13 protein-coding genes are annotated in these 13,845 nt (G+C 58.3%); 5 read left to right on the forward strand and 8 right to left on the reverse strand.

What is annotated here, in order from left to right; translation table 11 throughout:
* Positions 1–16: 16 nt before the first annotated feature.
* The 5 genes from truD to HXW73_RS13490 form a co-directional block, all read right to left on the reverse strand.
* Positions 17–1,051, reverse strand: a complete 1,035-nt coding sequence (gene truD, locus HXW73_RS13470) for a tRNA pseudouridine(13) synthase TruD (RefSeq protein ID WP_186253577.1) — start codon at positions 1,049–1,051, stop codon at positions 17–19.
* A complete protein-coding gene (gene ispF, locus HXW73_RS13475) occupies positions 1,044–1,532 on the reverse strand; it encodes a 2-C-methyl-D-erythritol 2,4-cyclodiphosphate synthase (RefSeq protein ID WP_186253578.1) in 489 nt (162 codons plus the stop codon). The genes truD and ispF overlap by 8 nt, the downstream gene beginning before the upstream one ends.
* Positions 1,532–2,239 carry a 2-C-methyl-D-erythritol 4-phosphate cytidylyltransferase gene (ispD, locus tag HXW73_RS13480; RefSeq protein ID WP_186253579.1) on the reverse strand — a complete coding sequence of 236 codons (708 nt, stop codon included), beginning with the start codon at positions 2,237–2,239 and terminating at the stop codon, positions 1,532–1,534. Before ispD ends, ispF begins: the two co-directional genes overlap by 1 nt.
* Positions 2,232–2,573, reverse strand: coding sequence for a cell division protein FtsB (gene ftsB, locus HXW73_RS13485; RefSeq protein WP_186253580.1), 342 nt, complete (start codon positions 2,571–2,573; stop codon positions 2,232–2,234). Before ftsB ends, ispD begins: the two co-directional genes overlap by 8 nt.
* A gap of 90 nt (positions 2,574–2,663) precedes the next feature.
* On the reverse strand, positions 2,664–3,809 hold the full coding sequence (locus HXW73_RS13490; RefSeq protein WP_186253581.1) for a GNAT family N-acetyltransferase: 1,146 nt from the start codon (positions 3,807–3,809) through the stop codon (positions 2,664–2,666).
* 139 nt (positions 3,810–3,948) lie between these two features.
* On the opposite strand from HXW73_RS13490, the gene HXW73_RS13495 reads away from it, so the two are divergent.
* From HXW73_RS13495 to HXW73_RS13510, 4 genes are all read left to right on the forward strand, one after another.
* The gene (locus HXW73_RS13495) at positions 3,949–5,307 is read left to right on the forward strand and encodes an aldehyde dehydrogenase family protein (protein WP_186253582.1); all 1,359 of its coding nucleotides are present in this window, start codon (positions 3,949–3,951) and stop codon (positions 5,305–5,307) included.
* A 66-nt stretch (positions 5,308–5,373) separates the two neighbouring features.
* The gene (locus HXW73_RS13500) at positions 5,374–7,980 is read left to right on the forward strand and encodes a GAF domain-containing protein (protein ID WP_186253583.1); all 2,607 of its coding nucleotides are present in this window, start codon (positions 5,374–5,376) and stop codon (positions 7,978–7,980) included.
* Positions 7,977–9,734 (forward strand): GGDEF/EAL domain-containing response regulator, encoded by a 1,758-nt coding sequence (locus tag HXW73_RS13505; protein ID WP_186253584.1) that lies wholly within the window; start codon positions 7,977–7,979, stop codon positions 9,732–9,734. The genes HXW73_RS13500 and HXW73_RS13505 overlap by 4 nt, the downstream gene beginning before the upstream one ends.
* On the forward strand, positions 9,734–10,594 hold the full coding sequence (locus tag HXW73_RS13510) for a MurR/RpiR family transcriptional regulator (protein WP_186253585.1): 861 nt from the start codon (positions 9,734–9,736) through the stop codon (positions 10,592–10,594). Before HXW73_RS13505 ends, HXW73_RS13510 begins: the two co-directional genes overlap by 1 nt.
* Positions 10,595–10,765: 171 nt before the next feature.
* On the opposite strand, the gene HXW73_RS13515 is transcribed toward HXW73_RS13510, so the two are convergent.
* The gene (locus HXW73_RS13515) at positions 10,766–11,125 is read right to left on the reverse strand and encodes a RidA family protein (RefSeq protein ID WP_186253586.1); all 360 of its coding nucleotides are present in this window, start codon (positions 11,123–11,125) and stop codon (positions 10,766–10,768) included.
* A 38-nt stretch (positions 11,126–11,163) separates the two neighbouring features.
* Positions 11,164–11,505 (reverse strand): TraR/DksA family transcriptional regulator, encoded by a 342-nt coding sequence (locus HXW73_RS13520; RefSeq protein ID WP_186253587.1) that lies wholly within the window; start codon positions 11,503–11,505, stop codon positions 11,164–11,166.
* Positions 11,506–11,596: 91 nt separating this feature from the next.
* On the opposite strand from HXW73_RS13520, the gene HXW73_RS13525 reads away from it, so the two are divergent.
* Positions 11,597–12,790: an MFS transporter gene (locus HXW73_RS13525; RefSeq protein ID WP_186253588.1), complete on the forward strand. Its 1,194-nt coding sequence runs from the start codon at positions 11,597–11,599 to the stop codon at positions 12,788–12,790.
* On the opposite strand, the gene HXW73_RS13530 is transcribed toward HXW73_RS13525, so the two are convergent.
* Complete coding sequence (locus tag HXW73_RS13530) at positions 12,787–13,641, reverse strand: universal stress protein (protein WP_186253589.1); 855 nt, start codon at positions 13,639–13,641, stop codon at positions 12,787–12,789. The two genes, HXW73_RS13525 and HXW73_RS13530, sit on opposite strands and share 4 nt — an antisense overlap.
* Positions 13,642–13,845: the final 204 nt, after the last annotated feature.

Consider the following 13,845-nt stretch of genomic DNA (forward strand, 5'->3'; position numbering starts at 1 on the left):
GGAAAACTCCTTAACTCTAGTCCGGTGACGCGATCAATTCGCTGACCACCGCGGTGGCGAAACTGCCGCGAGGCAGTGCGAATGAGAGTACCACGCTCTGGGCTTGCCAGCTTAGCTGTGGCTCGCTCAAACGCATGCGTAACGCCCGCTGGCCACGCTTGACCCCGCTGCGCAGCAAGCCCTCGCACAGCGCCGGGTAGCGATCCAGCAGTACTGTCTCGTAGTCACCCGCCGCCTGCTGACTGATAGTGCCTACGCCCCACAAGGGCCCTGTCGGATGCACATCCAAGGCATCGGCACGCGCGCAAAGCGTGGTATCTACTTGGTCGACATTGAACACGCTCTGGGTACCGTCAAGCATTAGCGTATCGCCGTTAACTGGCTGTTGCCACTGGTTTTTCTCAATTCTTTCGCTGAGCAACTCGTTGAACAGAAAGCTGCGTGCGGTGGACAGCAAGATACCGTGACGATCATCACGCTTGCGCCATCCGCGCGCCAACAGTGCTTCTGCGCGCTGAAGATTGCGCCCCGCCGGCCCGAAGCGTTGCGACCCAAAGTAGTTGGGCACGCCCTGCTGGCAGAGCAACTGCCAGCGCTGACTAACGTCATCCGTGTCTATCGCCTCACCGCTCAGCCGCAGTTGAAAGCGATTATAACGATGCACGCCACGCTTTAGCTTGCGTGGGTGGCGAGCGTGCTGCAAAACGCTGAGGCCGTCATCGGTCAGGGCCTGAATGAGACCGGCAGGCGCTTGCTTGCCGGGCAAATGCACGCTTAACCACTGACGAGTCACCGCGACGCGGTCTTTCATACCCGAATAGCCCACGTCACGGGGGGCAACACCACAGCGCTGGCTGAGCACTTTAACGACCTCCAGGGTCGTCAGGTTGCGCTTTTCAATATTCAGCCACAGGTGTTCGCCATGGCCTTCCGGGGCAAAATCCAGCACCTCGTCAACCAGAAAGTCATCGGGCGCCAGGCGAAACCGGCCGGGCTTTGGCGGACCGAGGGTTGCATCAAGGCTACGCTGCCAGCGGGGCAATTCAAGCATGGGGCATCTCAAGCGGGCTAAGCAGCACCACCGCTTCAGCGGCGATGCCTTCGCCGCGCCCGGTAAAGCCCAGCCGCTCGGTCGTGGTGGCTTTAACATTCACCTGGCCCGTGGCCACGCCCAGGTCTGCCGCGATCACCTCGCGCATGGCGCCCACGAAGGGCGAAAGCTTTGGCGCCTGAGCCATCACCGTGGCATCGATATTGACGACGCTATACCCTTCAGCACGCACTAACGCGATAACCTGGCGCAAGAGATCACGGCTATCCGCCCCTTGCCACCTCGGGTCAGTGTCCGGGAAATGATGGCCAATATCGCCCAGCGCACAGGCACCCAGGAGGGCATCGCTTACCGCATGCAGCAGCACATCGCCGTCGGAGTGGGCAATAAATCCTTGATCAAACGCCACCTTTACCCCGCCCAGCATCAAATGATCGCCAGGGCCAAACCGGTGGACGTCAAATCCATGACCAATACGCATTAGATATTCCTCCCGGTCGTATCACGCTGTGAGGTAAGTATCGCGGCCGCCAGTGCCAAGTCGTCGGGGTGTGTCACTTTAAGATTATCCCGACGCCCGGGCACCAGTTGGGGAGCGTCGCCCAGCGCCTCCACGGCGGAGGCTTCATCGGTCACCAGGGTATGCCGGCTTCTAGCATCGTTTAGCGCCCGGTAAAGCTGGCGGTAACGGAAGCCTTGCGGCGTCAGCGCGTGCCACAGTGCGTCGCGGGACTCACTATGCAGGCTGGCGCCGGTTGGGCTGGCGCGCTTCATGGTGTCCGCCACTGGCATCGCCAGGAGCGCACCCGCTGCATGGCGTTTCACGGCCTGGTGGAGCGCGAGCAGATCCTCGCGGGTCACACAGGGGCGGGCAACATCATGGACAAGCACCAGATCGTCGTCCCCCGCCTCAATGGCCGCGAGGGCATTGAACACGCTGTCCATGCGCTCTTCGCCGCCAGTGACACGCTGCCAATCGGCAAACGGCACCCACTCTTCGGCGAACCAGTGGTCGTCGTCATCCAGGCAGAGCACGAGTCGCGCGTTGGGAAAGGCGCTGTGCAAGCGTGCCAGGGTATGCGCAAGGATCGGGCGGCCCAGCAATGTCAGATACTGTTTGGGCCTGTCCGCTTCCATGCGGCGTCCTTGTCCGGCAGCGGGCACTACCAACCATAAAGGATCACTCATCGGGCGACTCCGGCCTGACCACCGAGCGGGCGTTAATGCCGATCAATTCCTCTTCGATGGCAACGCCTGGCACCCAGAAAAACTGCTCGTCGGTACGCACCATGCCCATATCGCTGCGGGCGCGCTCTTCAATCGCATCCAGGCCGTCCTTGAGATCGGTCACTTCGGCCGCCATCCTGGCATTGCGCTCGCGCAGGGGCACATTCTCTGCCTCCTGAACGGCAACGCGTTGCTCGAGTTGCTGCAAGTCGCGCCAGCCGCCATCGCCAAGCCAAAGTTGGTATTGCAGCACACCTAACACCAGCAGCAGCGCGATTAATAGCCATCTGCGCATGACCGCTCTCCTTTAAATGCCGTTCAAATACGTTTTGTGAATAAATTGGCGCGCATTATGCCATCAAGCCGCCCGGCCAGCGAGTTGCTTTCATTTATACGGTAGCGCAGCAAAGGCCGCGTCACGGTAGGCGGCCACTTGCTGCCCTTCATCACGGCAAAAGGTCGCGACCGCGTTCGCCAGGCCAGGATGGGCCAAGTAATGCAACGAACGCACGCGCTGCGGCGCAAATCCGCGCAGCAGCTTGTGCTCACCCTGCGTCCCCGGATCAAACAGTGTAAGCCCCTGCTCGAGACAGAACTCGATGCCCTGGTAATAGCAGGCTTCAAAATGCAGGCAGTCGGCCATCACTTCGCTGCCCCAGTAGCGCCCATAAAGCGTCCGGGTGCCCTTAAAGTAAAGCGCCGCCGCCACGGGTCGCCCGTCAAGATGCGCCTGTACCAGCAGCAACGACTCGGGCATGGCATTGTGGATGCGGGTAAAAAAGTCCTGGGTCAGATAAGGCGGTCGCCCACGTTCCTGGTAAGTAATAGCGTAACAGCGGTAAAAATGTGTCAGCGCAGCGGCGGTTACCTGGTCGCCGGATAAACGCACCACTTCCAGACCTTGTTCGGCAACCAGACGGCGCTCACGCTTGATCATTTTACGCCGCTTGGAGGTCAGGGCGGCGAGAAACCCGTCGAAGTCGCCGAAGCCTCGGTCGCGCCATTGAAACTGCAAGCCCTCACGGCTGATGAGCTCGGGGCACTGAGCCTGCCAGGCTTCCACTTCTGACGTGTCGGCAAACAGCAAATGCCAGCTCGAAAGTTCCCGGTGCTGACATTGAGCCTGCCAGCCTTGGGCTAATGCGGCGTAAATCGCCTGAGGATCAGCATCGGGCGCGGCCAACGCACGCGAACCTGGCACCGGGGTAAACGGCACGGCACTCAGTGCTTTTGGGTAATAATTTCCCCCGGCGCGTTCAAAAGCGTCGGCCCAACCCCAATCGAACACATATTCGCCGTAGGAATGGTGCTTCTCATAAAGCGGCATTGCCCCCACCAACTGCTCACCCTGCCATACGGTTAAATGGCAGGGCTGCCAGCCGGTCGCTGGGCCTACCGAACCGCTCGCCTCCAGCGCATGCAGGAAGGCGTGACGTAAAAACGGCTGATCGGCATCCACCAGGGCATCCCACTGACTGGCCGACACGGCCTCCATGGCGGATAACACCGCAACCGATAGTGGCGCTGGCATAGCATCTCCCGAACCTAGGGTTGGCTTCAATTAAGCTACTCTACACTATGCAGGCCCGTTATCCTGCTACGATACAGGCCCGTGATTTAACGCCATTAACGTCCTCGCGCCTGACATCAGGGCCCACCAAGGAGACGCCATGACCCGCCACCTCAACGCCTGCCTGGAGACCCAGCGTCTCGCTTGCCGCCAATCGCCTTACCCCTCCCTGGCGGAGCGACGTGAGCTGTTGGCCCGGTTGGCGCTGATGACCAAGCGCCACCGACACGCCATCATTGAGGCCATCCAGGCCGATTTCGGCCAGCGCAGCGAGGTCGAGATTCAACTCGCCGATATTCAGCCGGTACTCGATGCAATCAGTCACGCGCGACGTCATTTATGGCACTGGATGCGCCCCTGGCGGGTCAGTGTCCCCTGGCGGCTACTGCCTGCACGCACGCGTATTGCGCCCCAACCGCTTGGCGTGGTGGGCATTATCGCCCCCTGGAACTACCCGTGGAGCCTTGCGTTGATGCCGGTCGTGGATGCCCTCGCGGCAGGCAACCGCGTGATGCTAAAGCCAAGCGAGCTCACGCCTCAGACCAGCGCCCTGCTTGGCCGGCTGGTGACGCAGTATTTCAGCCCCCGGTCACTGTGCGTGATCGAGGGCGACGCCACCATTGGCCAGGCGTTCAGCGCCCTGCCATTCGACCATTTACTGTTTACCGGCTCGACCCATGTCGGCCAAAAAGTCGCGCTGGCCGCTGCCAGCAATCTGACCCCTACGACACTGGAGCTGGGCGGCAAAAGCCCGGCGTTTGTGGCCGGTGACGCCGACTTTACGCGCGCTGCCGAAGCCATCATTTTCGGCAAGGGCATGAATGCCGGGCAAACCTGCATCGCCCCCGACTACGTGCTGATCGAAAGCCGCCATCTCGATGCCATGACCAACGCCCTGAGCCGCGCGATTTTAAAACAGCGCCCTTCGGCACAACAGGATGCCACTCAGCCAATAAACGAAGCGCATCGCGCACGCAGCGAAGCAATGCTCGCCGAGGCGCGCAATCACGGATGCAGGATTATCGATCATGGCGCCCACGCGCCCGCCTTGGTGATTGATCCTAACCAGGGGCTTGCCGTGATGCGCGAGGAAATTTTCGGCCGCTGCTTGCCGGTTATCAGCGTCAAAGACAGCGATCAGGCGCTTGGCTTTGTCGCTACGCGACCAAACCCGCTGGCGATCTATGTGTTCACCCAGCAACGCGATCAACAGCGCCAATGGCAACACGCCAGCCAGTCCGGTGCCCTGGTGTTCAATACCACGCTATTGCATCACGCCGTGCCGGGGCTGCCATTTGGCGGCGTCGGGGCCAGCGGTCATGGGGCCTATCATGGCCGCCACGGCTTTAACCGTTTCAGTCACCTGCGCGGGATTTTTTATCAGGCCAGCCGCTCCCCCACCACGCAACTTTATCCACCTTATCAACGTTGGCTACTAAAATTACTCCGTCTCATTTAAGCCAGGGAGCGAGCGGCCGATAATGTTAATATAAGGACCTATTGACATCTTGATTACGGAGCAAGGATGCCAGCACCACCACCCCCCGACAACGAGCCTCAGCGCCTGGCAGCGGTGCACGCGCTTCGTGCCCTCGATACTCCCTCTGAGGCAGCGTTTGACCGGCTTACTCAACTTGCCCGTGAGCTCTTTGACGTACCGATTGCGATCATCTCGTTGGTTGATGAACACCGCCAATGGTTCAAGTCGCACCCGGGTTTCGATGTCACCCAAACCGAGCGCGATACCTCGTTTTGTGTGCATACCATAACCGCCGATGCACCATTGATCGTGCCTGATACCCGCCTTGACCCGCGCTTTGACGACAACCCCCTCGTCCACGGTGAGCCGTACCTGCGCTTTTACGCAGGCTATCCGCTGCGCTCTGATGACCACTTTGCCCTGGGCACACTATGCTTGCTGGACAGCCGCCCCCGCGACTTTAGCGAGCAGGAATTAGGGCTGTTAAAGAGTTTGGCAGGCCAAGTGGAAGAGCTGTTTCGGTTGCACACAATACGCCATGCCCTGGCTGAGACGACCCGCCGCTATCATGCATTGTTTCATGATAGCGCCACCGGCATCTTAAGAATCGACCGCAACGGTGTGGTCCTTAGCATTAACGCCTTTGCCCTGGCACTGCTGGGCTACTCGCAAGACGACGTCATGGGGCAAAACGTCGCCATGCTGGCGCCTTCAGAGTCACACAATCTGCTTAACAACTTTATTACGCAGTTTGTAGCCGGTGGAGACCCTCAAGCGATGGGGCGCGGTTGCGAGGTCGAGATTCAACACAAAGCAGGCCATCGCGTCACGGTTCACTTGGCAATCAATGCCATTCACGATGAGTCGTACCAAGTCACCGAGTTCATTGGCCTAATAACCGATTTAAGCCAGGTTCGCGCTGCCAATCGGCGCACTCAAAAAGAACAGAGCCTACTCAAGGTGCTGCACCAAGGTATTACCGACTATCAGGCGCTGATGTCCGGCGAGCAGCTGTGGACCTTTTTAACGGAAGCCCTGAGCGAGCTCACCGACAGCGAATATTCCTTGATTGGTGAGGCGCTTCCCGGGGACACCAGCAATGCGCTGAAGCTTCATGCCATTAAAGGCCCTTTGTGGAGCCCCGAATCGCGCCATCACATAGAGCAACTGCTCAGCGGAGACAGGGTGCTCAGGAACCCAGACTCGCTGTTGGGCCGCGTCTTTACCCGTGGTGAGGTGGTCATCGACAACGATGTCAATGAGCATACCCAGCGCAGCGAGTCCCCGCTGGGGCAAGTGCCGTTTGATAACTATCTGGGCGTGCCTATTTTCAGTAGCGGTCAGCTTATCGGCATGTTTGCCATCGCCAACAGCCGCCAACAGTTGGACCAGCACCTGTTGGATTGGCTACAGCCCTTCACCGACACCTGCGTGCTACTGATCAATCTGTACCGCCAGATGGCTGAGCGCGAGCAGGTCATGCAAGATTTGGCCAACACCCGCGATCAAGCCGAAAGTGCCAACCAAGCCAAGAGCGAATTTTTATCGTCGATGAGCCATGAACTGCGTACTCCGCTCAACGCGATAATCGGCTTTGCCCAAGTACTCGGCCACAACCCGCGCGCACCTTTGAACGACAAACAAAAGCGCCAAGTCAACCAGATTGAGAAGAGCGGCCACCACCTGCTTAGTTTGATCAACGACGTACTGGATTTGGCCAAGATCGAAGCGAGCCAACTGTCGCTTTCCATTGAAGCCATTCCGCTGAACAACATCTTTGAAGATGCCTGCAGCACCCTCGAGGCTAACGCCAATGCAGCCGGCATCACCTTAACCTGTACGCCTCCCGATACCAACTTAAGGGTCAGCGCCGACTACACACGCACCAAGCAAATACTCCTCAACCTGCTGTCCAACGCTATTAAATACAACGTTGCCAACGGGCGCGTCGACATCCTTGCGCAGCATCAGGAAGACGTTATCAAGATTAGCGTCAGCGACACGGGCCCCGGCATCGAGACCGACCGATTAAGCGAGCTGTTTGAACCCTTTAACCGCCTCGATGCTGAAGCAAGCCAGGTAGAGGGGACGGGCATAGGGTTATCCATTACCCGAGAGTTAGTGGAACGCATGCACGGAGAGATCGGCGTCGACAGTCAGCCAGGCCATGGGGCGACGTTCTGGTTTACGTTGCCGGTGTCGACCTCCTGCGCCGCTGAGCACTCAACGGACTCTGACCTACAACACCTCCCAGCGACCGCGAACCAGCAAACACTGCTGTACATTGAAGACAATCCCGCCAACCAACGCCTGATGGAGGATATTGTCGACGCCATGGAGGGCGTGACGCTGCGCACCGCATCAAGCGCTGAGATCGGCCTGGAAATGATGCGTTACGCCATCCCCGCCGTGGTGGTAATGGACTTGCACTTACCCGGCATGAACGGCTATGAAGCGCTAACTAAGCTGCGTAACACCCCCCTCTACCGCGATGTGCGCGTCATTGCCCTTTCGGCCAATGCGCTGCCCAGCGACATAAAAAAGGGCCTCAAAGCAGGGTTTGATGCCTATTTAACCAAACCGATCGACATTAAACAGTTTACCGACACGCTTAACCCGTTGCTGGGAGCGCTCAACAGGCAGGAGCCATGACATTCTATTCCAAACACGTATTGGTCGTTGACGATAACCCCGTCAACATCGAGCTAATGCACGACCTGCTCGAGAACCAGGGTTTTCACAACACTCACGGCATTAGCGACCCTCGCCAGGTGCTCGCCTACTGCCAGCGGTCACTACCCGACCTGTTATTGCTGGACATCCGCATGCCGCACCTGGATGGCTACGCGGTTATTGAGCAGCTCAACGCGCATCTTGGCCAGCAGACACCGCCGATTATCATCCTCACTGCTCAGATTGACGATGACACCAGACAGCGCGCGCTGGCGCTTGGCGTTCGCGACTTTGTTACCAAGCCTTTCAAGCATGCCGAGGTGCTGCAACGTATTCTCAACGTGCTAAACGTCGAGCATCGCTACCACGTCCGCGACCGGCAGGCCGACACCCTGGAACGCATGGTCAAAGAACGCACTCAACAGCTTTATCGTCAATCATGCACCGACCCCATTACGCATTTACCCAATCGGCGCGGACTTACCCGAGCTCTCAGTGAAGCGGCAACGCACAACGACGCCACCGGGCTATTGTTTATCGCATTAGACCGCTTTGACGATGTCATTCGATTGCATGGGTACCGGATTGCCGAAAGGCTGTTGAGCCATATCGTCCAGCGCCTGGATGAGCACCTGAGCGACTCACACACACTCGGCTTATGGGGTGGCAGCGAGCTGTTGGTGATTAGCCCCACCGATGACAAGAGTAAGCTTCTGTCGCTGGCCCATCACCTGATGAAAACGTTCGAAACCGACCAGCAGATTGACGATTTATTGCTGCCACTGGAGGCAAGAGTCGGCATTAGTCGAACCCAAGGTACATTTGATATTGAGCGGCTAGTCCATATGGCGACCTTGGCACTGCCCCAGAAGAATGGCAGATCGGTCCAATGCTACAGCGAGACCCTTGAGGCCCAGCAACGCCATCGATTACACGTTCTGCAAGCCTTGCGCGGTGCCACCGAGCGCGGTGAAATGTCGCTCGTCTTCCAGCCTAAACTGCGCCTGACTGATCAGCGTATTATCGGAGCCGAAGCGTTATTGCGTTGGCATCACCCCGAATTGGGGCACATATCACCAGGCATGTTTATTCCCCTGGCAGAAGCCAGCGGGGATATCTTTTCGATTGGCGAGTGGGTACTGGAAGAGGCCATCAGAACGATCGCCGACTGGCGACAGAAAAACGTGCTAGGCGATGACTTTCACATTGCAGTGAACGTAGCCGCCCGGCAGCTGGCGCGCAAGGATTTCGCCGAAAGCGTATTGCGCCAGTTGGAAGACCACCACATTCCCGCGCGTTTCTTCGCCATTGAAGTCACTGAATCCGGCTTGATGAGCGATATGCAGAACGCACGGCAACAGCTCGAGCAGTTTACTCAGGCAAATATCGCCGTGGCCATCGATGATTTTGGCACCGGTCACTCTTCGTTGGCGTATATCAAGACGCTGCCTTTTTCAACGCTGAAGATTGATCGCGCCTTTGTTATGGACTTGGAGGAAAGCGACGTAGAACGCCAGTTGGCGCGCACCATTGCCCAACTGGCGCATAGCGTGGGCAGTGATGTTGTCGCGGAAGGCATTGAAACCGCATATCAGGCCATGTACTTACGAAGTATTGGCTGTGAAACTGCTCAAGGCTACTATTTCTCACGGCCATTACCGGCCAGCGAGTTTCTCGCCTGGTGCGATAATTGGCAGCCGCACTTGCCACCAACCGTCACGGAGACCGTTTAATGGCTCACGACTTGCTCGACCGGATACGCCAACGCCTGGAAGATCTCAACCGCTCGGAGCGTAAGGTCGCCAACGTGATTATCGATGATCCTGCGGCCGCCACCAGCCTGAGCATTGCCAGCCTGGCGCAGGCGGCAAGCGTCAGCGAGCCGACGGTGAACCGTTTTTGCCGGAACTTTGGCGCCAAGGGCTACCCTGATTTCAAGATCAAACTTGCCCAGAGCCTGGCGGGGGGTACGCCCTACGTGACCCGGGCGGTCGAGCCAGGCGATTCCGCCACGCAGTACACCCAGAAAATCTTTGGTGCCACCATTGCCGCACTGGATGAAGCCCAACGTGAAGTCGACATGGGCGCCGTGGAACGCATGGTGGATTACCTGACCCAGGCCAAGCAGATCCACTTTTTCGGCCTCGGCGCGTCCGGCGCGGTGGCGCAGGACGCCCAGCACAAGTTCTTCCGCTTTAACTTGCCAGTCATGGTGCACATCGATGTGCTGATGCAACGCATGATTGCTGCTGCCTGCCACACCGGCGATGTGGTGGTGATTATTTCCTACACCGGGCGCACCCGTGAACTGGTTGATATCGCGCGCGTTGCCCGCGAATCAGGCGCCGTCGTGCTGGGCATTACCGCACCGGACTCACCGCTGGCTGTGGAATGCACCGCCACGCTTGAAGTCGCGACGCCGGAAGACACCGACCATTACATGCCCATGACGTCACGCGTGATTCAATTGACGTTGATTGATGCGCTGGCGACCGGTGTAACACTAAGGCGCGGCGAAGATTTTCTGCCGCACCTTAAAAAGATCAAGGACAGCCTGCGGGAGACACGCTTCCCTATTCCCAAAAACACCTAGGAGCCTGTCCGGCTTGGCCGATCGTCGCGAGAAGCACGGATTTTGAGCCAAATTTATCGATCGATTAAGGCGAATAGCGCGCTATTTAACGAAATCGATCGAATAAAGTTGGCCAAAATACCGGGATTCGCAGTAGATCAGTGTTAAGTCGGACAGGCTCCTGGGGAGCGTTTAACCGGTCACAGCGGCGGAAACGGTAATCTCGACCTTAAGCTCGTCGGCCGGCATCGGTGCACATACACAGGTGCGTGCCGGGGCATGGCCTTCCGGTATCCAGGCATCCCAGACGGCATTCATCGCCGCGAAATCGCTACCGTCCTTGAGGTAGATCGTGGCGGTCAGCAGCTGTTCGCGAGACGAACCAATCTCGCTCAACAGTGCATCCACCCGCGCCAGCATGCTCTCGGTTTGTGCGGTGATATCGTCGTAACGCGCCTCTGGCCCGGCGACCTGGCCACATAGGTGGGCGACGCCCTGGTGGATGACCGCACGGCTCATGCGGGCTTTGGTGTCGTGGCGTTCAATCGTCATGGAGTTCCTCGTTGTCATTAAATCCGTTGTCATTTGGCCTACTCAGCGCAGTCGATGCACTTGAGCACCAGCGGGTCGCTTTCCAGGCGTTTAATATTAATCCACTCGCCACATTCAATACATTCGCCGAAAATACCTTGTTCGAGGCGTTGTAGTGCGCCCGCGATACGCGTCACGTTTTGCTGACGACGCTGCTCTTCGGCCTTGGCCATGGCCTGCCCCTGAAGGGCATCCATACGCGACAGTCGGCCTACCGAGGTTTGGTCCAGCGTCACCGTATCCCGAGCCCCGGCACTGCCAGCACTTTCGTCGATCAGCGTCTCGCGCAGCGTGATTAAACGCGCCTTCATAGCCTCTACGTCTATATCGGGATGGTTCATCACCGTCTCCTTATGATCTGCTGTTATACTTAGGGGATTAACCTTTTACGAGCGCCCCTCCGTCAGCTTGTTTCGCAAAGGATACTGCATCATGGGCTATCGTACCCTGCTGCGCGACCACCGTAGTGTGTTAAGTATCGCCTTTTTGGCGATGTTCAGCTCAAGCCTTGGACAAAGCTTTTTTGTCGGGCTTTTCCAGGCACCGCTGGCCGACCATTGGCAATTTAGCGCCGGCCAGTTTGGCACCGCCTACACCGCCGTGACGCTCGTTGCGGGGTTTGTCATGCTGTATTATGGCCCTTCCATCGACTGGATATCCCCCCGCCGGTTTGCGATTACCGTGCTGCTCGTTCTGTTGGCCGGCGTCGCAATGCTCACCCTTTCACCCTGGTGGTGGATCGGGATTCTCGGCCTGGGGCTGGTGCGTTTATGCGGGCAGGGCATGTTGACCCACCTGGGCAATACGCTCGCTGCCCGTGAATTCACCACCCAGCGAGGCCGCGCCATGGGGCTTGCAAGCCTGGGAGTACCCCTCGGCGAAGCGCTGCTTCCACCGCTCGTCGCGGTGACACTACTGTGGCTAAGCTGGCAGTCCTTCTGGTGGTTGCTTTGTGCTGTGCTGGCCTTACCGTGGCTATGGTTACTACAGCGCGTACCCTGGTCCAACGCGCCGGGCAAAAAACCCAAAACACGCGACACCACCGGGCCGCGTCCCTTTCGCGAGCCTCGCTTCTGGGCGTTACTGCCGCTGCTTATGTCGCTACCGATCACCATGACAGGGCTATTTATTTACCAGGCGCAGTTGACCGACGCCCTGGACAGCTCGCTGAGCGTCTATGCGCTGGCCCTTACCGGCATGGGGATCGCCAAGCTACCCGGCGCGCTGTTGGGCGGCCGCTGGATCGATAAAATCGGCCCGGTGCGTCTAGCTCGCGTTTACTTGCTTCCTTATGCCGCGGCGATGCTATTTGCCACACTGGCAGGGGGGAACGCAAGCGTTTGGGCGTTGATGGTGGGAGGCGGTTTGGCCATGGGCGCTCAAGAGCTGATTGCCTCGGGCCTGCTGATCAAGCTTTGGGGCATTGAACACCTGGGCCGGGCTCGATCTGCACTGAGCGCCGCAATGGTATTTTCCACCGGCATCGCGCCAGCCGCCATTGGCTTGGCACTCAGTGCTGGCCTGTCATTTACTGCCATATTGAGTGCGATGCTGGCGTTTATTATCGCCGCCTGGTGCCTGGCCCAACGCGTGTTGCAACTGGCTAACCAAGCGGCAGGTACCTAGCGTAAAATCAGCACCGGCAACTGGGCCTTCCTCAACATCGCGGTGGTGGTGCTACCAACCAGTAAATGGCGAATACGCGAATGACCGTAGGCCCCCATCACCAGCATATCGATGGCATGTTCCTCTTTATAGGCGCGCAGTGTTTCTTCAACGTCACCCGCCCGAATCGCACCCTCGGCGGCGTGCCCGGCACTCGTCAGGGTCGTCAGCGCCCAATCCAGCTGTGAACGGTTCTCGGCGGTTTCTGCGCCAACGATGACGACGTGGCAGGTCGCGCCGTTAAACAACGGGCTTTTAGCCAGCATTTCAACGCCCTTGCGCGCCGTTTTACTGCCATCGAAGGCCATCATGACCTTCTCGGGATGGGTAAATGTCTTGGGCACCATCAGGATAGGCCGGTGCACTTCGCGCACCACGCGCTCCAGGTTTGAGCCTAGATGCCCACTGGCCTGGTGAGCGGTTTCACCGCGCTTACCCACTACCAACAGGCGGACACTATTTTCCTGCTCGACCAGGGTTTCCACCAGCGTCCCGTTGCGCTGCATGGCATCAGGCGCTTCGACACCTGCTTTTAAGGCTCGTTGCTTGGCGTCGTCCAGCACCAGCCTGCCTTGCTCACGCGCCAGCTTGGCATGCTGCTCTTCGATGTCGGATAGTTTTTCCAGTAGATGCTCGCGTGTACCCAGACCCAGATTGCCGGTCAGATCAGGCTCTGAGGTTTGCGGGTGGTTATCCACCACATGAATAAACGCGAGAGGCGCATCAAGCGCTTTGGCGGCCCAGGCAGCATAGTCGCATACTCCTTCGGAAAACTGGGAGCTGTCGATAGCAGCCAATACTCGATCAGACATTGATTAACCTCACTTGAGCGGGTGCAATAAACATTATTGTTGTGGCCTACCTTTTTACACCAACTTATTGACCGGCGACAGCCCTGGCAAGTTCGCGCGAGTGAGACCTTTTGACGCTTCGTAGTGGTCGGGAAAGAGGTCCCAATCAACACCATGTTTGTCGTGTTATCATTTAGTAAATTGACTATTAAATCAGCTCGTCAA

Source organism: Halomonas sp. SH5A2 (assembly GCF_014263395.1).
Taxonomy (GTDB): Bacteria; Pseudomonadota; Gammaproteobacteria; order Pseudomonadales; family Halomonadaceae; genus Vreelandella.

Coding starts and splice junctions, on each gene's coding strand:
- ispD (WP_186253579.1), bottom strand. CDS start 2,239: ATGAGTGATCCTTTATGGTTGGTAGTGCCCGCTGCCGGACAAGGACGC.
- ispF (WP_186253578.1), bottom strand. CDS start 1,532: ATGCGTATTGGTCATGGATTTGACGTCCACCGGTTTGGCCCTGGCGAT.
- HXW73_RS13525 (WP_186253588.1), top strand. CDS start 11,597: ATGGGCTATCGTACCCTGCTGCGCGACCACCGTAGTGTGTTAAGTATC.
- HXW73_RS13510 (WP_186253585.1), top strand. CDS start 9,734: ATGGCTCACGACTTGCTCGACCGGATACGCCAACGCCTGGAAGATCTC.
- HXW73_RS13500 (WP_186253583.1), top strand. CDS start 5,374: ATGCCAGCACCACCACCCCCCGACAACGAGCCTCAGCGCCTGGCAGCG.
- HXW73_RS13495 (WP_186253582.1), top strand. CDS start 3,949: ATGACCCGCCACCTCAACGCCTGCCTGGAGACCCAGCGTCTCGCTTGC.
- truD (WP_186253577.1), bottom strand. CDS start 1,051: ATGCTTGAATTGCCCCGCTGGCAGCGTAGCCTTGATGCAACCCTCGGT.
- HXW73_RS13505 (WP_186253584.1), top strand. CDS start 7,977: ATGACATTCTATTCCAAACACGTATTGGTCGTTGACGATAACCCCGTC.
- HXW73_RS13520 (WP_186253587.1), bottom strand. CDS start 11,505: ATGAACCATCCCGATATAGACGTAGAGGCTATGAAGGCGCGTTTAATC.
- HXW73_RS13490 (WP_186253581.1), bottom strand. CDS start 3,809: ATGCCAGCGCCACTATCGGTTGCGGTGTTATCCGCCATGGAGGCCGTG.
- HXW73_RS13515 (WP_186253586.1), bottom strand. CDS start 11,125: ATGACGATTGAACGCCACGACACCAAAGCCCGCATGAGCCGTGCGGTC.
- ftsB (WP_186253580.1), bottom strand. CDS start 2,573: ATGCGCAGATGGCTATTAATCGCGCTGCTGCTGGTGTTAGGTGTGCTG.
- HXW73_RS13530 (WP_186253589.1), bottom strand. CDS start 13,641: ATGTCTGATCGAGTATTGGCTGCTATCGACAGCTCCCAGTTTTCCGAA.